Genomic DNA, 21,015 nt, shown 5'->3' with positions numbered 1-21,015 from the left:
GAGTCACGTCGTTGTCCTCCTCGCCCCAGGAATCCGCCCCGGTCTCCGTCGCCCTGGTCGGCGCCGGACCGCGCGGCACCAGCGTCCTGGAACGCCTCTGCGCCTCCGCACCCGAGCTGCTGTCCCCGGGCCTGCGCCTCACGGTCCATGTGATCGACCCGGCGCCGCCGGGCCCGGGCCGGGTCTGGCGTACGACGCAGTCGGCCGAGCTGCTGATGAACACCGTGGCGAGCCAGGTCACGCTGTTCACCGACGCCAGCGTGGACTGCGCGGGCCCGGTCCGGCCCGGCCCCAGCCTGTACGAGTGGGCGGCCGGCGAGCTGGACCCCGACGACTACCCGACCCGCGCCCACTACGGCCGCTACCTGGAGTGGGTGTTCGCGAGGACGGTCGCGCGGGCGCCGGAGGCGGTCCGTGTCGAGACGCATCGCGCCCGTGCCGTACAACTCGCCGACGACCCCGACGGCCGGCAGACGCTCACCCTGGACGACGGCCGTACCCTGCCCGGCCTCGCGGCGGTGGTGCTGGCCCAGGGCCACCTCCCGGCGACGGCGGCCCCCGAGGACCGCCACCACCGCACGCACGCCGGCCGCCACCGCCTGCGGCACATACCGCCCGCCAACCCGGCCGACGTCGACCTCGGCCCGCTCGCGCCCGGCGAACCGGTGCTGCTGCGCGGCCTGGGCCTCAACTTCTTCGACCACCTGGCCCTGCTGACCACCGGCCGGGGCGGCCGCTTCACCCGCACGGCCGACGGCGCGCTGCGCTACACGCCCTCCGGCCGCGAACCCCGCCTGTACGCGGGCTCCCGGCGGGGCGTCCCGTACCAGGCGCGCGGCGACAACGCCAAGGGCCCGTACGGCCGTCACACCCCCCTCCTGCTCACCCCCGAGGTCATCGCGGGCTTCCGTGAACGCGCGGACTCCGGCGAGGCGCCCGACTTCCTCGCGGAGGTCTGGCCGCTGGTCGCCAAGGAGGTGGAGACGGTGTACTACACCGCCCTGACCGGCGACCCGGACTTCACCGAGCGCTTCCTCGCGGCCGGCGGCCGGCGCGAGGAGGCGGCCGTACTCGACGCGTCCGGCGTCCCGGCGGCGGACCGGTGGTGCTGGGAGCGCCTCCAACGTCCCTACGGTGACCGGACGTTCACCGATCCCGCGCAGTGGCGGAGCTGGCTCCTGGGGTACCTGCGCGAGGACGCGGCGCAGGCCGCCCTCGGCAATGTGCGCGGCCCGCTCAAGGCGGCCCTGGACGTGCTGCGCGACCTGCGCAACGAGATACGGCTGATCGTCGACCACGGCGGGCTGACCGGCGCCTCCCGGGGCAGCCACCTGGACGGCTGGTACACCCCGCTCAACGCGTTCCTGTCCATCGGTCCGCCCCGCCGCCGTATCGAGGAGCTGACCGCGCTGCTGGCGGCGGGCGTGGTGGAGGTGCTGGGCCCGGGGCTGGAGGTGGACCGGGAGGAGGGTGCCTGGGTGGCGCGCTCCCCGGAGGTGCCCGGCTCGGTGGTCCGGGTGACCACGCTCGTGGAGGCCCGCCTCCCGGAGCCGGACCTGCGCCGCACCGCCGACGAGCTGCTGGCCGGGCTGCTGCGCGAGGGCGCGTGCCGCCCCCACACGGTGGACGGGCACGAGACCGGCGGGCTGGACGTGACACCGCGCCCGTACCGGCTGATCGACCGTCAAGGGCGGTTGCACGTACGACGGTTCGCCTTCGGGGTGCCCACGGAGGGCGTGCACTGGGTGACCGCGGCAGGCGCTCGTCCGGGCGTGGACTCGGTGACGCTGTCGGACGCCGACGCGGTCGCACGGGCGGTGCTGCGGACGGCCGCGACGGCCGCGACGGCTTCGGGGGAGGCGACGGAGACGGCGGGGGCGCCGATGGGGGTGGCCGGGGCGGTGCGGGCCGTGGAGGTGGCGAGCACGCCGGTGGCCGTATAACGCCGTATAACGCTTTGCCACCGCACGAGCCCCCCGTGAAACTCCTGTCACACGCCCCGCGTACGCTGTATGGCTGTCGTCGGGGGGCGCAACAGGACAATCGCGGGGGAACCGTCGTGTGGGAAAGCGTGGGGTCGCTGGAGGCCGGGCCCTGGATATACGCCATGGTCGCCCTGTCCGTGCTGCTTGATGTGTTCCTGCCGGTCCTGCCGAGCGGTGTGCTGGTCATCACCGCGGCCACGGCCGCGGCGGCGGGCTCCGGCGCGTCGGCCGGAAAGGTCCCGCACGCCGTACCCGACATCCTGGCGCTGATCTTCTGCGCGGCCACCGCGTCGGTCCTCGGCGACCTGGTCGCCTACCGGCTGGCCCGGCGCGGCGGGGCCCGCCTGGACCGCGCGATCGCCCGCTCCCGGCGGCTGAGCAGCGCGCAGGAACGTCTCGGCGACGCGCTGTCCCGGGGCGGCGGCGCGCTGGTGGTGCTGGCCCGGTTCGCCCCGGCCGGCCGCTCGATCGTCTCGCTCGGCGCCGGCGCGACCCACCGCCGCGTCCGCGAATTCCTCCCCTGGTCCGCCCTGGCGGGCCTGACCTGGGCGGTCTACAGCGTCGCCCTCGGCTACCTGGGCGCCCAGTGGCTGGGCGCGACCTGGGTGACGACGGCGATCTCGGTGGCGGCGCTGTTCGGGGCGGGGGCGGGGGCCGGGTACCTGATGCGAAGACGCCGCCCGGCCTGACCCCCACCCGACATCAGCCGGCGGCTTCCCGCACCGCCTGTCCCCGCACCTCCAGGCTCCCCAGCAACTCGGCGGTCGCCTCCGCGATCGCGTCCACCGCCCGCTCGAACGCCTCCCGGTTGTGCACGGCCGGCGCCCGGAACCCGGACACCTTCCGTACGTACTGCAACGCGGCAGCACGGATCTCCTCCTCCGTGGCTTCCTCGGCCAGCTGGGGCGGACGCAGGGTCTTGATACTCCGGCACATGTCGCCAGTCTCCCGCAACCCCCCTCCCTCCTGCGAGGATCTTCCCGAGGCGGCCACCGCTCCCGGGGCCGACCGACGAGAGGACACCCCCATGACAAACGCGTCGAACGCGTCGAACACGCCGAACACCACCCGCCACCCGCTCACCGTGGCCGTCCTGGGCCCCGGCGGTGTCGGCGGCCTCCTCGCCGCCCTGCTCTCCCGCTCCGGCCACCGCGTCCTCTGCCTGGCCGGCGAGGAGACGGCAGGCACCCTCCGTACCACCGGAATCCAGGTCCGCAGCGCCCTGTTCGGCGAGTTCACGGCCCCCGTCGAGGCCGACACGGTCCTCCGTGAACCGGTCGACGCCTGCCTGATCACCGTCAAGGCCACCGCCCTGGACGCGGCCCTCACCCGCATCCCGCCCGCGGCCCTCGGCGACGCCCTCCTCGTGCCGTTCCTGAACGGCGTGGAGCACCCCGCGCTGCTGCGCGCCCGCTACGCCCCCGACCGCGTGGCCCCCTCCGTGATCCGCGTCGAGTCGACCCGCCTCGCCCCCGGCCTGATCGAACACGGCAGCCCGTTCGCGGAGATCGACCTGACCGGCGCCAAGGTCCCGCGCCCCCGCCTGGAGGCCCTGGCCGAGGCCCTCACCGCGGCCGGCCCGGCCACCCGCGTCCTGGACGACGAGACGTCGGCCCTCTGGGCGAAGATGTCGTTCCTCGCGCCCATCGCCCTGCTCACCACCCGCTATACCCTCCCGCTCGGGGAGGCCCGCACCCGGCACCGGGAGGAACTGGCCTCGCTCGTCGCGGAGGCGGCCGCGGTCAGCCGCGCCTGCGGCGCCCCCGTGGACCCGGCCCAGGCCCTGTCCCGGTACGACACCTTCGCGCCCGCCGCCAAGACCTCGATGCAACGCGACGCGGAGGCGGGCCGCCCGCTCGAACTCGACGCGATCGGCGGCGCGTTGCTCCGCGCGGCAGACCGCCACGGCGTCCCCGTACCGGTGACGGCGCGGATCGTACGGGAGTTGCGCGAGAAGGCCGGTCGCTAAGCGCTCCGCTGGGAGTGCCGCGATGCGCCGTCAATCATCTGCGGCGCCGTCGTGGCCGGTCGCGCAGTTCCCCGCGCCCCTTCAGGGCGCTGCCGAACCCCAGCGGACATCACCCGGCCTGCTCAGGCAACTACTCGCCCACTCCGCCCGGGGGTTCGGGCCGCCGCGAGGAAAGCGGCCATCTTCTCGCGGCTCTTGACCCCCGGCGCGGTCTCCACGCTGCTGGAGACATCCACGCCGTAGGGGCCGAAGTCCTCGACGACAGCGGCCACGTTGTGCTCGTCGAGGCCGCCGGCGATGACGACCTTCCCGGGCACGTCCGCGACCCAGGCGGGGATGTCGGCGAACACGCCGCTGCCCGCGCTGGCGTCGTAGAAGAAGTACTGCAGGGCCTCCGGCTTCTCGGGCGGGGTGCCGGAGGCGAGGGCGAGGTTGGGGATGTCGGCCGGCTCGTAGATCTGGACGGTGTCGAAGTGCTCGGCGACGGCGGCCGTCTCGGCGTACGTCAGGGCCACCGCGAAGGCGGGGATACGCCCCCGGGCGTACCCGGCGAGCTCCACGGCCCGCTCGGGCGCGCAGTACCGCTTGCTCTTCGGGGTCACGACGATCCCGATCGCGTCGTACCCGAGCTCGACGGCCCAGTCGATCTGCTGCTCCTGGGTGAGCCCGCACACCTTCACGAACGTCGACTGCTGCCCGCTCATCCTGTCCCTGCTCCGTTCTCCCGCCCGGCGGGAACGCGATCGTCGCCTCCAGGCTCTCACCCGCGGGCCGGGGCCGTTGTCAGTGGTGGCTGGCAGCATCGCCGACATGACGGACACGATCGAGGACTGGCGGTCCTTCCTGGCGCGGTGGAGCCGGGAATGGGCGGACGCGCAGGATCAGGATGTGGACGCGCCGACCCGGGACGAGGAGCCCCTGCGGACCGGTTGGCTGGGGTTCCCGGCCGCCTCCGAGGAACGGCTGGGCGCGCTGGAGGAGCGGCTCGGGCACCGGCTGCCGCCGTCGTACCGGGCGTTCCTCGCGGTGAGCGACGGCTGGCGGCACGCGGGCGGGTTCGTCTGGCTGCTCGCCGGCACCGACCGCGTCCGGTGGCACGAGGACGCGGCGGGCCTGTCCGAGTACTTCCCCGGGGAACTGGACGAGGACCCCACGCCCGAGGACGTCCTGCTCGCCGGGATGTGGGGGCGGGCACTGCAACTGGACGTGGAGTCCGACGCCGTCTACGTCCTGCTGGACCCGGGGGACGTGGACGAGGCGGGCGAGTGGGCCGTGTACACGTGGGCGTCGTGGCATGGGGACGTACCGACGCGGTACGGATCGTTCCGTACGTTCATGGAGGCGATGTACCGGGAGTTCCACAGCCTGGAGGCGAGCCGCTCGAAGCGGGCGGGGCGGGAGTTCGTCAACGCGACGACCCGGGCTCTGGACGCGACCGTGGAGGCCGCGCGGCTGGACGCGCTCGGCGGGCGGTACGAGCGGGCCGCGACGGCACTGGCGGAGGCGGTCGCGCACGGCAGGCCCCGGGCGGCGGGAATGCGCGACCAGATCCGCCGGCTGCTCGGCCAGACGTACATGGTGTCCTTCCACGGCCTGGCGGACGGTCCCCTGTACGCCCGGGAGATCGTGCCGGTGCTCGTGGCCGAGCACGCGCGCATGCGCAGGGACGAGGACCTGGCGGCCCGCCACCTGCCGGGCGCCTCCGACGCGGTGCGCGAGGCGGCGGACGAGGTGCTGCGGCGGATACGGGACGGCAGTTTCCGCTCGACCGCCGAGGGCGCCTTCGGGCGGGCCGTCGAGGAGGCACGGGAACAGGCACGCTGGGGTGAGACGGACGCGGCCTGGCACACCCTGCGCGCCGCGCTGCCCGGGTGGCGCCCGCTCAGCCCCGACCACCTCGCCCCGGTCGGCCTGTGCGCCGACCCGCTCCTGGGCCCCCTGATCACACCGGAGCGGGGCCGGGAACTGCTGGCCACGCCCCGGGCGGGTGAGCCGGGTGACCCCCCGCCGCCCACCGCCGACCTGGATCCGCCGGGCCTGGCCTGGCTGGCGGACGTGGACTCCGGCCGGCTCCTGTCGTCGTACCGCTTCCTTCTCGTGGAGGGCGTGGAACCGGCCGAACTGCCGTCCCTCATAGGCGTGGACGAGTCCGCCGTCCTCAACGACCCGGCGACGCTCTGGGACGCCCGGACGCGTTTCCGCCGTACCGACGACATCCCGCCGTGGGCGGACGTGGCGCTGACCGCCGTCGGCCGGGCGGGCCCGGGCTGGAGCTTCGCGTTCGAGGCGGCGCCGGGCGGGAGCCCCGGCGGACAGCGGTTCGTCTCCCCGGGCCTCGCCGCCTCCCGGGGCACCCGCACGGTGACCGTGTGGAGCGAGCCCTCCCGGGCGCACCGCCCCGGGGTCTTCCATCTCTCCGTCGCGGAGAACGGCGAGGAACGGTACGGCCTCACGGTCGGCGGCACCGCGACCGACAGCCGCGGCACGGTGCCGGACGCCCTCCGCCCGGACCTCCTCTTCCCACCGGACGCCCCCGCCGAGGACCGCCGGGGCGAGCGCCGCGCCCTCGGTGCGCTCGCGGGCGAACTCGGGGTCCGGCTGCCGCGGTTCGCGCTCACCCAGGGGCGCCTGCACACCTTCCGCACCCGCTCCTGGAACCGTGCCCCGGGCCCGGGCGAGGCGTATGTGACCATCGGCTTCGCGCGGTTGCGGCCGTAGCGGGGTAGGCCCGGGGCCCGTGTTCCAGGACGCCGGGCCGGGGCCGCCCCCGGGGGGGCTTTCACCCGAGTCGCGGTTCCTGGTCCTTCTCCGTGGCTACGGCGCCCGCGGAGACGAGGGTCGCGGCGGCGAGGCTGCCCCAGAGGGCGGCCTGGCCGTGGGGGGCGAGAGCGGTGATGACCGCCGGCGAGGCGGCGAGGCCGAAGCCCGTGGAGAGCTGGAAGCGGGCGAGGGTGCGTCCCAGGACATGCGCCGGGGTGAGGGCGGTGACGAGCGCGGTGGCGCTGCCCGCGTAGATGATCTCGCCGAGGGTGCAGACCACGGACACCGCGGCGACGGCCGGTGCGCCCCAGCCGTGTCCCAGGGAGGTGGCCGCGAGGAAGCCGAGGTAGGACGCGGTGAGCACCACGCCGGCGATCGCCAGCACGGGTCGGCGGGGGAAGCGGGACAGCAGCACGGTGACCGGCACCTGCAGGGCGACCACCAGCACCGTGTTGGCCACGAAGATGGCCGCCGACCACACCGGGGAGGCGTGCATCTGCGTCACCAGGACCAGAGGGAGCGCGATTTCGGGGACGTTGAGGCAGAAGACGTAGATCACGTTGGCGGCCAGCAGCGCGCGCATCCGGGGTGCGGGCCCGCCGTCCCCGTCCTCGGCCGTGGCAGCGGCCGGACGGCCGTGTACGTGGACCGACCACGCCAAGGCCGCCGCGGCGAGGTAGGCGAGCCCGGTGACGGCTGCCAGCGCCCGCAACGCGGTGGTGCCGCCCGCCAGGCACGCGGTGGCGAGGAGGGCACCGGCGCCCAGGCCGGCGTTGCGCAGGGCGCGGCCCGCCGCGAGGGCGGCGTCGCGTTCCCGGCCGTGGGCGACGGTGGCCACGAGGGCGGCCGGCCATGCCTGGTTGCCGATGCCGAGGAAGAGCGCGGCCGTCGCGAACAGCCAGACGTTCCCCGTCGGCGTGGCCAGCAGCAGCACCACGCCGACCACCCGCACCAGCATCGACGCCGCCACGGCCGTGCTGCGCGCGCCCCGGTCCAGCCAGCGGCCCACCGCGGGCATGCACCCGAGACCCGCGACGACGCCGACTGTCATGGCGGTGCCGGTGACCGGCGCGGACAGCCCGAGCACCAGCACTCCGTAGAGCAGCAGAAAGGGCCGCAGCAGGCCGGTGCCGAGCGCGTCCACGGTCAGGGCGACGGCGTAACGGGGACCTCCGGAGGCGCGGAGGAGAACACGGGGACGGACTCTGGTGGTGGTTGCCATGGCGCCAACGGTCCGGGCGGGCCGCCGCAAGCGGCACGTCGGTTGACGGACATCGTCAACCGACGCCGTCACCGGCCGCCCGACCGGCCATGCTGAGGGGATGACGCTGCGCATCGACATCACCGGACTGCCGGCCGAGCGGCTGCGGTTCGCCGCCTCCCCGCTGGCCGAGCTGACCGCGATGCTGCACGTCCTGGCCGAACCCGGGCATCACCCGCGGCTGGCCGGCTGGGCCGGGGACGTCTGGTCCGGGATGCCGCCGGAGCTGGCCGAGCGGCTCCGGGAGGCGGAGTTCCTCTGGCGCTCCTCACGAGCCGATTTCCTGGTCCCCGCCCGGCCCCGGCCGACCCTCGCCGAGGAGTTGGACGACGTGGACCGGATCGACGACGAGACCTATGTGACCGCCGCGCTCATCACCACGTGCGGCAGCAACCGGGTCCTCTTCGCCGCGCCGTCGCCGCTCGCCGACCGGGCCGCACGCGAACGGGCCCTGGACCTGGCCCAGGCCCGCGGCGCACTCCAGGAGGCCTTCGCGGAACGGCTGCTCGCGGACCCGGCCGCGGTGCGGGCACGGGTGCGCCACACCCTCGAACAGTGCGCCGAGGCGTTCTTCGACACCGCCTGGACAGGCGTCGCCGTACGGCTGGCCACCGACCTGCGCCTGAAGAACGACCTGCTGAAGCGCCGGGGCATCGGGGCGGCACTCGCCTCGGTCTCCGGCGCGGTCACCCTGACACCGGACGGCGACTGCATCGTCCTGGACAAGCTGCAGGACAGGGCGACCACCGCCCACGGCACCGGGGTCACCTTCATCCCCAGTGACTTCGGCAGCCCGCACCTGGTGGTGGTCCACGCGCCCGGCTGGCAGCCGGTGGTGCAGTACCCCGTGGCCGAGCCGAGCCCGTCGGAGCCGGTGTCGCTGGAAACGGTCACCCTCCGGCTGGAGGCACTCGCCCACCCGGTACGGCTACGGCTGCTGCGCACCCTGGCCCGCGGCCCGCACACCACCGGCGAGCTGGCCCACGCCTGGGAACTCTCGCCCCCGGAGGTCTCCCGCCACCTCGCCGTCCTGCGCCGCACGGGCCTGCTCACCACCCGGCGGCACGGCCGCTACGTCCACTACACCCTCAACCTGCCCGAGATGACGGCACTGGGCGCGGACCTGCTGGCAGCCGTACTGCGCTGAGCGGCCGCGGGCTGCCGTGCCGTAACGCGGAGTTGCACGACAACGCAGAGTCGGACGTCCCCACCCTTTCGCATGAACCTCCCGAACGAACTCGCCACCCAAAATCGAACAGGCGTACCATTGCCGGGTGGCTGCGACCTATGACTTTCCGAGTGACCTCCTCGCCGGTCAGGAGGAGCTGCATCAGGTCCGGGCCGAGCTGTCGGCCCTGCTGAAGCGGCTCCCCTGGTCGGTCGAGCCGCTGGACGGATTCAGTGACGGCGGCGGCTGGCGCAAGGTGGAGCGCCCCGCCTCCCCGGGCTGGACCGAGGACGAACAGGCCGAGGTGGAGAAACTGCGCCGCCGCGAACACGAACTCGCCGTGTTCGTCAGCGGCCACCGCTTCTGGGCGGAAGTGACGGCAACGGACCGCATGAACGCAAGAAGCCGCCTCAAGCACGCGCACGAGAAGGGCTGACAACACAAGAGGACCCCGGCCGCCACGGCCGGGGTCCTCTCACCAAAGTGGGCGCGGACGGTTTCGAACCGCCGACATCCTGCTTGTAAGGCAGGCGCTCTACCACTGAGCTACGCACCCGAGATGAGTCGACAGCCTACATTGCCGCAGGCACTGTCCCGCAAACCCGTATCCGGACCCGACTGCGCGAACCGCTGCGGACCTGTCGCACAAACCGCGAACTGACCGCCCCGTGTGTTCGTCTTTCACGGGTGGGAGAATGGCTGGGAACCGCCAGCACACAGGGCGCACCGCGGCACGGGGAGAGGGAGAAGTGACGGGGACATCGGCGACTTCGGCGGCATCCGAGCAGTCGTACTCGCCTCCCGGGAGGGTCCGGCGCACTCCCCTCAGGGATGTTCTCGCCCTCGTGGGTCTGCCGTTGGTGGCGGTGCTCGTGGTGCCCGGGGCGTTCGCCGGCGGGGGGACCCGGCGGTGGTTCGGGGGGCGGGCCGAGGGGCAGCGGGCCGAGGCCCAGGCCGCGAAGGACGCCGCTGCCGCCGCCTTCTACGAGCTGGACACCGCGCAGCGGGATCTGCGGATCTCCATAGAGACCATCTCCGCCGTCGACGACTCGCCGGCCGCGCGTCGGGCCGTCTCCGACTTCGAGGCGCTGGGACGGCGCATCGACGAGGTGAGCAATCGGTACATCCAGGCCATCGACGCGTACGACCTGGACCGGGACGATCTGGAGGCCGCCGTCGCGTCACGGGCCCGGGGGGAGATCACCCGGGCCAAGGACGAGCTCGTCGGTGTGAAGCGGGAGCTGGACCGGTTCGAGGAGTCGCTCGGGCCGCTGCTCGGCAAGGCCGAGACGCAGCTGGCGCGGCTCGCGCCCGCCGTGGAGCGGGCCCGGCAGGCGTTGCTGGCGGCGAGCAACGCGCTCGACGCGGTGCGGAGCACGCAGTTGCGGGCCGATGAGCTGGCGGCTCGGCTGGCCGCGCTCGCGCCCGAGCTGACCAAGCTCAATCAGGGGGCCGGGCAGCACGGCGTGCAGGCGACGCTGGAGCGGGCCGGGCGGGTGCAGCGGGAGGCCGAGGCCCTTCGGGTGGCGGCCGAGCGGCTGCCGGAGCAGGCCGCCGAGATCGATCACCGGCTGGTGTCGCTGCGGACGCGCGCGCAGGCGCTGACCACCCGGGCCGGGCAGGTCGACCCGGTGCTGAGCGAGCTGCGGCGGCGGTTCTCCGCGGCGTGCTGGCAGGATCTGCAGCAGGTGCCCGAGCAGGCCGCCCAGAACGTACAGCAGGCCGAGCTCAGGCTGAAGGAGGCGCAGGCCGCGCGGGACGCCCAGAAGTGGGCGGACGCCACCTCGCTGCTCTCCACCGTGCGGGCGCTGCTGAACAGCACCGACGAGGCCGTGTCGGCGGCCGGTGACCGGCTGGGCCGGCTGAACGCCGTACAGAAGGATCCGCAGGCGGAGACCGAGCGGACCCGGTTCGCGATCCGGGACGCGCAGCGGCTGGCGATGGCCGGGCGGAGCAGTCCCGATCCGCGGCACGCGCGGCCGCTGGACGACGCGGTGGCGCGGCTGGACCGGGCGGTGGACTCGTTGCAGGGGCGGCACCCGGACTACTGGCACTTCCTGACGGAGACGGAAGCGGTACGGCAGTCGGTCGCGCGGGTGGTCACGCAGATCCGGGAGGATCGCGGCACCGGCCACTGAGCACCGGCCGCCGAGCACCGGCCACCGGCCGCCGAGGCGTTTGCCGAGGAGCCGTCCCGGGCGGATATTGGGTACGCGACCCGTATTGGATCCGCATTCGACACCAGGAGGCGGAGATGGCCTCACACGTCACGCACTCGGGGACGCGGCGGCACAAGATCGACTTCGATGAGGCGCTGCCCGTCGACCACCGGCTGAACCAGGTCTACCGGATCGGGGCCGGCCTGATGGGCCTGTTCCTGGTGGCCTTCGGCGTCCTCGGGCTCACCCGCAACATCGGCTACTTCGACACCGGCGGGAACACCGCGCTGGGCCTGAACACGAACGGCGCGCTGAGCGTGCTGTCGATCCTTGTCGGCCTGCTGCTCTTCGTCGGGATGGTGATCGGCGGGAACTTCGCGTCGACGCTGAACATGGTCCTCGGCGTGCTGTTCATCCTGAACGGCTTCCTGTTCCTCGGCCTGCTCGACACCGCCTCGGACTTCCTGGCGTTCAAGATCCAGAACGTGTTGTTCAGTTTCGTCGTGGGCCTGGTGCTGATGGTGTTCGGGATGTACGGCAGGGTCAGCACGAACCTGCCGCACGACAACCCGTACTGGCGGGCCCGCCACCCCGAGGCGGAGCAGCGGGCCGCACCGGCCACCGAGGATCAGGTGCGGTAGGCGTAGTAGTACGCGTTCGGGTACGACGCGATGATGCTCGCCAGCGACCTGCGGTAGGTGTTGGTCGAGTGGTACGTGACGTACGGGACGCCGTTGGCCTTGTACGTCACGATCATCGTGTGGTCCTTCGCACCGTCCCGGTCGAAGTCCATCTGGATGACGTCGCCGACCTCGGCCTGGTAGACGTTGGCGAGCGGCGTGGTGCGCTTGGAGTTCTGGGCGAACCAGGACCATTCGTTGACGCCGACGAACGAGTCCGACTGGATGTCGGCGTTGCCGAACCACTTCGTGTAGTCGTACACGTAGCCCGGGACGTGCTTCCAGCCGCCGGCCTTCAGGGACTGGCTGACGAAGTTGGTGCAGTCGCCGCCGTCCGCGTGCCCGTTGTAGTTCGGGTAGTCCGGGTTGTAGTTGTACACGTACTTCTCGGCGTAGGCCGCCATGGCCGTGTAGTCGTACGTTCCGCCGGTCAGGTTCTTCGGCACGGCCACCGGGTTGCGCGTGATGGCCGCGCGCGGGGCGTCCGGCGTGGTGTTGCCGTCGTCGGCGGTGGTCGGCGCCTTGACCGAGGGCTTGGACAGGGTGTTGACGGCGAGGCCGCCGTTGTCCGTGTCCGCGATGCCGGTGAGCTGCCAGGTCCCCTGCTGGTCCGCCTTGAAGGTCAGCTCGTGGTGGGCCTGGAAGCCGGTGGTCTTCGGCTCCTTGCCGGTGGCCTTCGCGTAGGTCAGCGTCGTGGTCTCGGTGACGTCGGCCTTGGCGGTGCGGCCGGTGACCCGGGTCGCGTCGAGCGTGACCCTGGTGCTGCCGGCGCTGTACGTCTCGCCGGCCTTGGCGATGCGCTCCTGGCGGCCGCGCAGCTGGGTCAGCGCGGAGTTCTCCTCGCGCGACTGCGTGCCGGAGAGCCGTACGTCCCCGGAGAAGCGCGAAGCGGTCTGCTTCTTCGTGGCCCCGTCGACGAGGGCCTGGGTGCGGTCGGTGAAGACCGCGTCGGCCAGCTTCTGGAAGGTCGCCTTGGTCGCGGCGTTCACGGTCGGGTCGTCGACGACGGCCGCGCCCGCGCTCCAGTTGGCCGCGAAGCCGACACCGACGACGACCGTGGCGGCCGTCGCCGCGACTATGGCCGTACGGCTGCGCTTACGGCTCAGTTTTCTGGATTTCAATGATGTTCCCCTCTACGCCGGTACACCTACCGGGCGAACCGCATCTTCGCACGGCGTGTGTGACTCCTGTGAAGGGGGTTGCAGAACTGCAATCAGCCCTCAGCGCGCCTCACTTGACGACGCTCGACCAGTCCGCCGGTGCCTGGGCCGGGTCCAGGGTGCGCAGCTGTGCCAGGGTCTGCGGGTCCTGCGCGTCGAGCCAGTCGGCGAGTTCCTTGAAGGACACGCACTTGACGCCCTTCTTGGTGCATATCTTCGGAATGATCTGGTCGATGGCCTTCATGTAGATGCCGCCGTTCCAGTTCTCGAAGTGGTTGCCGATGAACAGCGGGGCGCGGCTGCCGTAGTAGACGCGGTTGAAGCCGTTCATGTAGGCGTCGACGGTCTGCTGTTCCCATGCGGCGTACTTCGAGGAGTCGCCGTCGACCTCGCCGTTGGACTGGTTGTAGAGGAAGTTGAAGTCCATCGAGAGGGCCTGGTTGTTGTTGCTGTACGGCAGCAGTTCGAGCGGGAAGTTCCAGACGCCGTCCTTCTTCGACGGCCATATCTGGAGGTCGCCGGGGGAGCTGGCGTCGTACTTCCAGTTGTAGCCGTACTTCTGCAGGGCCTTGAGGAGGTTGGGCTGGCCCTCCAGGCAGGGGGCGCGTCCGCCGACGACCTCCTGCTTGAAGTCGAAGGGCAGGGCGGGGATGTCCTTGTAGCCGGTGTTGGTCTTCCAGTTCTCCGCGAACTCGTAGAACTGGTCGAGTTCGCTCTTCCACTGGGCGACGCTCCACTCGCCGCCGCCCTTCTTCTCGCAGAAGTGGCCGTTGAAGTGGGTGCCTATCTCGTTGCCCTGGTTGTACGCCTCGCGGAGCTGCTCCAGGGTGGTGCGTATGTGCTCGTCGGTGGCGTAGTCGATGGCGGCGTCGCCGGGCTGGTGCATCGGCCCGGTGTAGAGGGTCTTCTTGCTCTTGGGCAGCAGGTAGATGCCGGTGAGGAAGAAGGTCATGTGGGCGTTGTACTCCTTGGCCATCTCCCGGTAGTGCGAGAAGAGATGGTCGTCGCCCTCCAGGGCGCCGTCCCAGGAGAAGACGACGAACTGGGGCGGCTTCTCACCCGGCTTGAGCTTGACGGGCTTCAGCTGGTCCTTCTGCGGCCCGGTGTACGAGGTGGAGCCGTCACCGAGGATGTGGGTCTTGCCGTCCCACTTGGGTGACGCCGACGCCGACGGGGTGGCCTTCCTGGTGCCGGCGGCGGTGGGCGTGGTGTCGTCCTGCCTGGTCAGCACCAGATAGCCCGCGACGAGGGAGGCCACGACCAGGAAGGCGGCCAGGGTCAGGAACTCCGGGCGGGCCGGACGGCGGTCACGGGCGGGCGCCTTGCGGCGTCGGCCGCCTGTTGTCGACTTCGTGCGGGGCTTCATGCGGGTGCTCAATCTGCGAGGTGGCGTGGGGGAGCTTCGCGGGGCCTTGGTGGTCAGTCAAGGCCCATGGCCTGTGCCCAGACCGTGTACGGGACGTTGTCGGCGCCGGAACCGGCGATTCCCTTGAGCGGGAGCGGCTCCAGGGACTTGTTCAGGTCGATGCGGTAGACGACGACCGACGTCGTCACGGACGAGACCGTGCCGGTGTACCAGGAGGCGGTGTCCTTGTCGCTGGTGGCCAGGGTGTTGCCGGCCTTTCCGGCCGCCCCGGTGTCGAGGGCGGTGGTCGGATGGGCGAGACGGAACGATTCGGTGAGCGCCTGCTCGACGTCCTCGGCCACGTCGTCGCGGACCGCGCGCGTCGGCTGCGGGGTGTCCATGGCGACCCGGTGGCCGTTGCGGGTGATCTTGGCGACGGAGTACGGCTCGGTGTGGTCGCCGCCGGCCGCGAACGTGGCGTACCCGCTCGCCATCCGGATCGCGCTGGGCGTGGAGCTGCCCATGGACAGCGCGGGCACCTGTGCCCCCATGGTGTCGGAGAGCAGCCCCGAGGCGACGGCGGTGGACCGCACCTTGTCGAGCCCGGTGTCCATGCCGAGTTGCATGAACGGTGTGTTCACCGACAGGGCGAGGGCCTTCTCCAGGCTGATCTGCCCGTAGGACGTCCCGCCGTCGTTGTTCGCGTGGACCTTCTTGCCGCTGCGGTCCCAGTACGGTCCGTCGGGGGTGGTGACGTCGATCTTGTCGTTGCCGTCGTAGAGCATCCCGGGCAGCACGTCGGTGGCGGCCCCGCCGCGTTCCTTGTGGATGCCGTTCTGGAGTCCGGCCGCGTAGACGAACGGCAGGAAGGATGTGCCCGCCGGGACGGTGGTGGCGTTGGACTCGTTGTAGCCCTGCGTACGGTGGTCGGGTCCGCCGTAGACGGCGACGATCCGCCCGTCGGTCGCCACCGAGGCGGCGCCGTAGTGCGCGGCCTCGGCGAGCTTGGAGTCGCTCTTCACGGCGTCCTTGCGGGCCTTGGTCACGGCGTCGGTGAGCGTGGCCTCCTTCTTGCGGTCGAAGGTGGTGTAGATCTGGTATCCGCCCAGGTCGAACTCCTTGTCCGAGATGTGGGCGGCCTTCTTGGCGTACGTCTGCGCCAGTTCCACCAGATAGTCGCTCTGCTTGCCGGTGTCGTAGACCTTGTTGGTCTTGATCGGCTCGGGGAAGGTCTTGTACTTGGCCCGCTCGCTCGCCGACAGCTTGCCGATCTTCACCATCCGGTCCAGGATCCAGGACCAGCGCTCCACCGCCCGCTTGTGGTTGGCCTTGCCGAGCGTCGGGTCGTAGAGCCCGGCCCCCTTGAGGAGCGAGGCGAGCATCGCGGCCTGGCTGGCGTTCAGCTGGCCGACGTCCTTGCCGTAGTAGGCCTGGGCGGCGCGCTGGATGCCGTACGTCCCCCGGCCGAACCAGCTGGTGTTGAGGTACCCCTCCAGGATCTGGTCCTTGCTCATCTTGCTGTCGAGCTTGAGGGAGATCATGGCCTCGGTGAATTTACGGCTGACGGTCTGGTTCTGCGTCAGATAGACGTTCTTCACATATTGCTGGGTAATGGTGGAGCCACCCTCGGTGTCCCCCTTGCCGACCGTTCGGTAGAGCGCCCGGGCTATGCCTTTGAGTGAGATGCCGGGGTCGGTGTAGAAACTCTCGTTCTCCGCGGCGAGAACCGCCCACCGGACATCCACGGGTATGTCCTTGAGCGGCATGTCCTGCCGCTGCACCCACCCGGTACGGGCCATCGGCGTGCCGTCGGACCAGAAGTAGACGTTGTCCTGCTGGGTGGCATAGGTGTTGAGATTGGAAGGTATGTCCGTGGACGCGTAGGCGACGACGAGGAAAAGGCCCGTCAGCCCGATGCCCCCGAGCCACGCCCCCAGCCACTGCCGCCAGGACGGCACCCAGCGCCGCCAGCCGCTCCGGCCGGGCCGCGGGTACATCGGCCGCAGCTTGCGCGCGTACGGCGCCAGTGGCGCGAGCCGGGGTCCCACGAGGGCCCGGAGCCCCGCCACCGCCGCCAGCACCCGTTCACGCGGCGACAGGCGGGCACTGCGGCGCCGCTCGGCACGGCCGCCCGAGGCCGCCGACTCCGACTCCGGCTCCGGCTGCCGCTGTTCGGGCACCCGGATCTGCATCGTGACGTCCGCCCGCAGGGCGTCCACCTTCAGATGCAGGGTCTCGTCGTGCACCGGCAGGTCCGGCTTCTTCCGCCGCGCCCCGTCACGGGGCGCGGGGACGTCGGCCCCGCCGCGGCGCGCGTTCTTGCCCTCGCCCGCCTTCGCGGACTCGGCAGCCTCGGCGTCCTCGGCCCGCAGGGCGTGCAGTTCCTTCCACAGAGCCTCCGCTCTGCGCCGTGCGATCTCCTCTGCCCCCTGAGCGTCGTCGCCCTTCTGCCGCGGAGCATGCTCCGCACGCAGTGCGTCGACTTTCAGATGCAGGGTCGCGTCCGGCTCGAACGGCTTCTTCTCCCGGGATCCGGCCTGGTCATTGCCATCCTCCGGGTCGCCCGTCCGCTCCGTTGCGTCCGTCACGACTGCGTCTCCCCTCGCACTCGGTCTTGCGCGCGCGGTTAGACAGGTCGGGTGGACAGGACCGCGACAGGCGCGGCACTACGAGCCCCCCTCTTCCCCCGGTCTTTCGGCTCCTCGCGGCCAGCTCAAATTATCAGCGATCTTTTCAATATCTCCTCACAAGTATCGGACAGAAAGGAACACTCATGAAATTCTGAGGTGCAGTGATGCCCATCACTCCCGCATCACTCCCGTTAGCCTGTCCCCATGCCCCGATACGAGTACCGCTGCCGCACCTGCGGCGACACGTTCGAACTGTCCCGCCCCATGGCCGAGTCGTCGGCCCCGGCAGCTTGCCCGGAGGGCCATAAGGACACGGTGAAGCTGCTGTCGACGGTGGCGGTGGGCGGCGTCTCTTCGGCGCCGAGCCCCAGCGCCGGTGGATGTTGCGGCGGCGGTTGCTGCAGCTGACCCGCTGGGGGCGCGGGGAACTGCGCGATCAGCCCCCACCGGCCCGCAGCGAACTACACCACCGAACCACGCACGCCCTTCAAGAACTCCCGCAGGATCCGCTCGCCGGCGAGAACCCCCCTCTCCGGCAGCGCACTGATCGCCGGCCCGGTCCACTCGACGTCGGCCAACTCCCCGTGCCCCGGCCGCCACCCCCGATCCGCCGCCAGCAGCAGATCCGCGTCCAGCAGGGAGTCCCCCGCGGCCAGCGTCAGCTCCGCCCCGGTCCTGCGCGCAAGCTCCCGCATCGCCGCACTCTTCGTCAGCGGCTTGGGCACGGCGTAGATCTTCCGTCCCTGCAGGGACACCGTCCAGCCGCGGTTCTCGGCCCACACCGCCAGGGTCTTCACCCACTCCTCGGGCAGCAGCTCCCGCTCCACGACGAGGTAGGCGAACAGGTCCTCCGCGACCCGGTGCTTGCGCAGCCACAGCGGATCGGCGTGCTCCGTCAGATACGCCCGCACCTCGTCCAGCGGCGCGCACTCGTCGGCCAGCCGTGCCAGCACCCGCCCGTGCCAGTCCGGGTCGGACACCCCGTCCACGAGCAGATGCCCGCCGTTGGCGCAGATGGCGTACTTCGGCGCGGGCCCCGGCAGGTTGATCCGCTGGTACTGCTTGCGGGTACGGGTCGTGGTCGGCACGAAGACGGCCGCGTCCCCGAGGTCGGTCAGCAGCTGGGCCGCCGTCTCCGTCATGTACGACAGCGGCCTGGCCTCGTGCACCTCGACGCAGAGCAGCCGGGGCGCCCGCGCGTCCGGCATGGTCAGGGCCAGGGCGCCGGCCGAGTAGATGAGCGTACGGTCGAGGTCGCTCGCGACGAGCACCGCCATCAGAGGTTCACCGCCTTGCCGTCGGCGCCGGTCGCCCCGCGCGTGTACTTGGGGTGGATCAGCCCGACACAGGTGTACGGCAGCTCGCCGACCTCCTCCACCGGTACCCCTCTCTGCTCCGCAAGGAGCCGTACGTGGTCGAGGTCGGCCCCCGCTCCGGCCCGCGCGAGGATCTTCCAGGGCACCCGGCGCAGCAGCACCCGGGTGGTCTCCCCCACGCCCGGCTTGACGAGGTTGACGTCGTGGATGCCGTACTCCTCGCTGATTCGCTCGACGGCCGCCCAGCCCTCCCAGGTCGGCGCCCGGTCGGCGACGACGAGTTCCTTCACGGCCTCGTCCACCGCGTCCACGACCTCCCCGAACCGCGCCGCGACCGCGTCCAGGAAGGCCACGGAGACATCGGCCCCGGCCAGTTCGCGGTAGAACTTCGCGCCGTGGAAGTCGTTCGGCCCCACCAGGTCGGCCCGCAGCACGGTCCGCGAGATCAGCCCGGAGACGGTCGAGTTGAGGCAGGCGGACGGGATGAGGAAGTCCTCCCGGGTGCCGTACGTCCGCACGCACGACCCCGGGTCGGCGAGCACCGCGATCTCCGGATCGAAGCCGGTCACGCCCTGCCGCTCCTCGAACTCCCCGATCGCGTCGGCGAGTTCCCGGGTGATGGCGCCCTTGCCGGTCCAGCCGTCCACGAAGACGACGTCCCGCGGGTCGTGGTGGGCGGCCAGCCAGCGCAGCGCGTTCGCGTCGATGCCGCGGCCGCGCACGATCGACACGGCGTAGTGCGGCAGGTCGACGCCGTACCGGAACTGGGCCCAGCGGCGCATCAGCACGCCCACCGGGGTCCCGGCCCGGGCCAGCGACACCAGGACCGGCCGCGGCGACCGCTCGGCCATCACGGTCTCGGTGACGACTCCGACGGCCTGGGCGATCCGCGCGGCCGAGGTCTCCAGGGCCGCGTGGAAGAGCGCCTGGTACTGCTCGCTCGGCTGGTACTCCACCGGCAGCGACTCGGCGTAGTGCGCGCCGCCGCTCTGGATGGCCTCCTCGCGCTCCTCGGTCGGCGCCTCCAGCGTCACGTCCGAGAGGTCCTGGAGCAGCCAGCCGACGTCCTCCGGCGGGTACGAGGAGAAGGCGGGGCCGCGGAGGGGCTCGGGCAGCATGGCGGGGCTCTCTTCGGGTAGCGCGGGGACGTACGACGGTACAACCGCGAGCAGGACGTGCGGGGCGTGCGCGCCGAGCCGGGCCAGCAGGCCGTCCGGGGCGTGCAGTTCGGGGGTGTCGCCGGCCGAGTCGACGAACAGGACGACGGCGTCGAAGCCGGCGCCGGCCACGTTGTACGCGTAGCGCTCGCCGGGGCCGTCGGCGGGGTTGTCGTGGGCCGGGAAGACGAGGCGGCTGCGGATGGCGTAGCCGGGGTCGTCGACGGCCAGGACGGGTGAGCGGGTGGTGGTGGAGTACCGCACCTCGGCGGCCACCAGGGCCTCCAGCTCGCGGGCGACCCTGAGGGGGGCGTACATCAGTTCTTCGAAGCCGAGCGTGAGCACGCGGCTTGTGCCGGCCGGGAGGGCTTCGGCGAGCCTCGCGGCCATGGTGGGGAGCGCCGATTCGAGGCGTATGCGGTGGGCCGGAGTGAAGCCGTGACGTCCGCCGTCGGGGAGGCCGGGGGGCCAGTGCAGGTCGATGCGGGTGGTGTGGGGGGTGGTGCGGTTGTCGGTCGGGTGCGGGTGGGTGGGGGCTGGTCGCGCCCACGCGGCGGTAGCCGCAGATTCAACACAGTCCCGCGCCCCTAGGGGGTTGGGCTTGGAGTCGCCTTCAAGGGCAGCGCCGGGAAGGGGCGCGGGGAACTGCGCGACCAGCCCCGACGCTGCCGCAGACGACGAATCACCTGACGCGGCACTCTCCTCGTACCGCGCCACCAGCTCCTGCCCCTTCTCCAGCACCCCCTCCGGCAGGAGCACGGTCCCCGACGCCGCCGCCACCAGGTCCACCCTCGCGTCGATCTCCTCGGCGAACGACGTCAGTCGCCCCGCATCCGCCGGTGAGCGCATATCGACCAGAGCGACTACGACGTAACGTTTCCGCGGATAACGGGCGTGGAGGTCGCGGATCGTGTTCAGGACCGTGTTGCCCGTGGAGAACTCGTCGTCGACCAGGACCAGCGGGCCCTCGCCGGACAGCAGGGCGGGGTCCTCGGGGAGCAGCAGGTGCGACGTCGCGTGGGAGTGGGACTCCTCGAAGCCGCCCGCGGGGGTGACTCCGGCGACCGGGCGGCGCGTGGAGTGGAGGTAGGGGGCGAGGCCGATCCCGTCCGCCACGGAGTGGCCGAGGCCGGTGGCGGTCTCGGCGTAGCCGAGCACCACGGCGCGGGCCGCCTCCTGCTCGCCGAGGAGGTCGCGGACCCGGCGGCCCAGGGCGAAGCCGTGGCCGTAGACCACGGCCGGCGACTGCGGCACGTGCTTGCCGAGCACGTTGGAGACCAGGAGGTGGGCCCGTCTGGGGTTGCGGCGCAGGGCGAGGCCCAGCAGGGCCGTCAGGCCGTCGTCGCCCACCAGTTCGACGCCGAGCCGCTCGGCGACCCAGCTGCCGGACCACTCCCCGTTGTTCGCTGCGATGTTCATGCGTTC

General features: G+C 72.0%; 17 protein-coding genes and 1 tRNA gene. 9 read left to right on the top strand and 9 right to left on the bottom strand.

Annotation, left to right across the window (positions count from 1 at the left end; translation table 11 throughout):
• The first annotated feature begins 11 nt into the window (after positions 1 to 11).
• Positions 12 to 1,943 (top strand): FAD/NAD(P)-binding protein, encoded by a 1,932-nt coding sequence (locus AB0D85_RS23265; RefSeq protein ID WP_362323107.1) that lies wholly within the window; start codon positions 12 to 14, stop codon positions 1,941 to 1,943.
• Between the two features lie 116 nt (positions 1,944 to 2,059).
• Positions 2,060 to 2,674: a VTT domain-containing protein gene (locus AB0D85_RS23260; RefSeq protein ID WP_362323103.1), complete on the top strand. Its 615-nt coding sequence runs from the start codon at positions 2,060 to 2,062 to the stop codon at positions 2,672 to 2,674.
• Between the two features lie 13 nt (positions 2,675 to 2,687).
• Here the strand turns inward: AB0D85_RS23260 and AB0D85_RS23255 are convergent, their stop codons facing one another.
• The gene (locus AB0D85_RS23255) at positions 2,688 to 2,921 is read right to left on the bottom strand and encodes a DUF2277 domain-containing protein (RefSeq protein WP_362323100.1); all 234 of its coding nucleotides are present in this window, start codon (positions 2,919 to 2,921) and stop codon (positions 2,688 to 2,690) included.
• Between the two features lie 91 nt (positions 2,922 to 3,012).
• Between AB0D85_RS23255 and AB0D85_RS23250 the strand changes: the two genes are divergently transcribed.
• Positions 3,013 to 3,954, top strand: a complete 942-nt coding sequence (locus AB0D85_RS23250; protein WP_362323097.1) for a 2-dehydropantoate 2-reductase — start codon at positions 3,013 to 3,015, stop codon at positions 3,952 to 3,954.
• A 122-nt stretch (positions 3,955 to 4,076) separates the two neighbouring features.
• On the opposite strand, the gene AB0D85_RS23245 is transcribed toward AB0D85_RS23250, so the two are convergent.
• Positions 4,077 to 4,658, bottom strand: coding sequence for a hypothetical protein (locus tag AB0D85_RS23245; protein ID WP_362323094.1), 582 nt, complete (start codon positions 4,656 to 4,658; stop codon positions 4,077 to 4,079).
• Between the two features lie 106 nt (positions 4,659 to 4,764).
• Here AB0D85_RS23245 and AB0D85_RS23240 point away from each other — a divergent pair, with 106 nt between their 5' ends.
• A complete protein-coding gene (locus tag AB0D85_RS23240; RefSeq protein WP_362323091.1) occupies positions 4,765 to 6,672 on the top strand; it encodes an SMI1/KNR4 family protein in 1,908 nt (635 codons plus the stop codon).
• Positions 6,673 to 6,733: 61 nt separating this feature from the next.
• Here AB0D85_RS23240 and AB0D85_RS23235 read toward each other — a convergent pair whose 3' ends face one another.
• A complete protein-coding gene (locus tag AB0D85_RS23235) occupies positions 6,734 to 7,936 on the bottom strand; it encodes an MFS transporter (protein ID WP_362323088.1) in 1,203 nt (400 codons plus the stop codon).
• Positions 7,937 to 8,036: 100 nt separating this feature from the next.
• Here AB0D85_RS23235 and AB0D85_RS23230 point away from each other — a divergent pair, with 100 nt between their 5' ends.
• Both AB0D85_RS23230 and AB0D85_RS23225 read left to right on the top strand, forming a co-directional pair.
• On the top strand, positions 8,037 to 9,122 hold the full coding sequence (locus AB0D85_RS23230; RefSeq protein ID WP_362323085.1) for a DUF5937 family protein: 1,086 nt from the start codon (positions 8,037 to 8,039) through the stop codon (positions 9,120 to 9,122).
• 127 nt (positions 9,123 to 9,249) lie between these two features.
• Positions 9,250 to 9,579: a hypothetical protein gene (locus AB0D85_RS23225; protein ID WP_362323082.1), complete on the top strand. Its 330-nt coding sequence runs from the start codon at positions 9,250 to 9,252 to the stop codon at positions 9,577 to 9,579.
• A 48-nt stretch (positions 9,580 to 9,627) separates the two neighbouring features.
• Here the strand turns inward: AB0D85_RS23225 and AB0D85_RS23220 are convergent.
• A tRNA-Val gene (locus tag AB0D85_RS23220) sits at positions 9,628 to 9,699 on the bottom strand.
• 139 nt (positions 9,700 to 9,838) lie between these two features.
• Between AB0D85_RS23220 and AB0D85_RS23215 the strand changes: the two genes are divergently transcribed.
• The gene (locus tag AB0D85_RS23215) at positions 9,839 to 11,281 is read left to right on the top strand and encodes a hypothetical protein (RefSeq protein ID WP_362323079.1); all 1,443 of its coding nucleotides are present in this window, start codon (positions 9,839 to 9,841) and stop codon (positions 11,279 to 11,281) included.
• A 116-nt stretch (positions 11,282 to 11,397) separates the two neighbouring features.
• A complete protein-coding gene (locus tag AB0D85_RS23210; protein WP_362323076.1) occupies positions 11,398 to 11,943 on the top strand; it encodes a DUF4383 domain-containing protein in 546 nt (181 codons plus the stop codon).
• On the opposite strand, the gene AB0D85_RS23205 is transcribed toward AB0D85_RS23210, so the two are convergent.
• The 3 genes from AB0D85_RS23205 to AB0D85_RS23195 all read right to left on the bottom strand — a co-directional run bounded on the left by AB0D85_RS23205 (position 11,931) and on the right by AB0D85_RS23195 (position 16,679).
• Positions 11,931 to 13,103, bottom strand: a complete 1,173-nt coding sequence (locus AB0D85_RS23205; RefSeq protein WP_362323073.1) for an amidase domain-containing protein — start codon at positions 13,101 to 13,103, stop codon at positions 11,931 to 11,933. The two genes, AB0D85_RS23210 and AB0D85_RS23205, sit on opposite strands and share 13 nt — an antisense overlap.
• A 109-nt stretch (positions 13,104 to 13,212) precedes the next feature.
• Positions 13,213 to 14,508: a hypothetical protein gene (locus tag AB0D85_RS23200; protein ID WP_362323070.1), complete on the bottom strand. Its 1,296-nt coding sequence runs from the start codon at positions 14,506 to 14,508 to the stop codon at positions 13,213 to 13,215.
• A 53-nt stretch (positions 14,509 to 14,561) separates the two neighbouring features.
• Complete coding sequence (locus AB0D85_RS23195; RefSeq protein WP_362323306.1) at positions 14,562 to 16,679, bottom strand: transglycosylase domain-containing protein; 2,118 nt, start codon at positions 16,677 to 16,679, stop codon at positions 14,562 to 14,564.
• Positions 16,680 to 17,321: 642 nt separating this feature from the next.
• On the opposite strand from AB0D85_RS23195, the gene AB0D85_RS23190 reads away from it, so the two are divergent.
• The gene (locus AB0D85_RS23190; protein WP_362323067.1) at positions 17,322 to 17,525 is read left to right on the top strand and encodes a zinc ribbon domain-containing protein; all 204 of its coding nucleotides are present in this window, start codon (positions 17,322 to 17,324) and stop codon (positions 17,523 to 17,525) included.
• A 53-nt stretch (positions 17,526 to 17,578) separates the two neighbouring features.
• On the opposite strand, the gene AB0D85_RS23185 is transcribed toward AB0D85_RS23190, so the two are convergent.
• Together AB0D85_RS23185 and AB0D85_RS23180 are read right to left on the bottom strand one after the other, a co-directional pair.
• On the bottom strand, positions 17,579 to 18,394 hold the full coding sequence (locus AB0D85_RS23185; protein ID WP_362323064.1) for an HAD family hydrolase: 816 nt from the start codon (positions 18,392 to 18,394) through the stop codon (positions 17,579 to 17,581).
• Positions 18,394 to 21,009, bottom strand: coding sequence for a phosphoribosyltransferase (locus AB0D85_RS23180; protein WP_362323061.1), 2,616 nt, complete (start codon positions 21,007 to 21,009; stop codon positions 18,394 to 18,396). Before AB0D85_RS23180 ends, AB0D85_RS23185 begins: the two co-directional genes overlap by 1 nt.
• Positions 21,010 to 21,015: the final 6 nt, after the last annotated feature.

It is taken from the genome of Streptomyces sp. NPDC048277, from assembly GCF_040652235.1.
GTDB lineage: Bacteria > Actinomycetota > Actinomycetes > Streptomycetales > Streptomycetaceae > Streptomyces.
The sequence above is the reverse complement of the archived record's forward strand: the minus strand, read 5'-3'. Positions and strand labels throughout refer to the sequence as shown.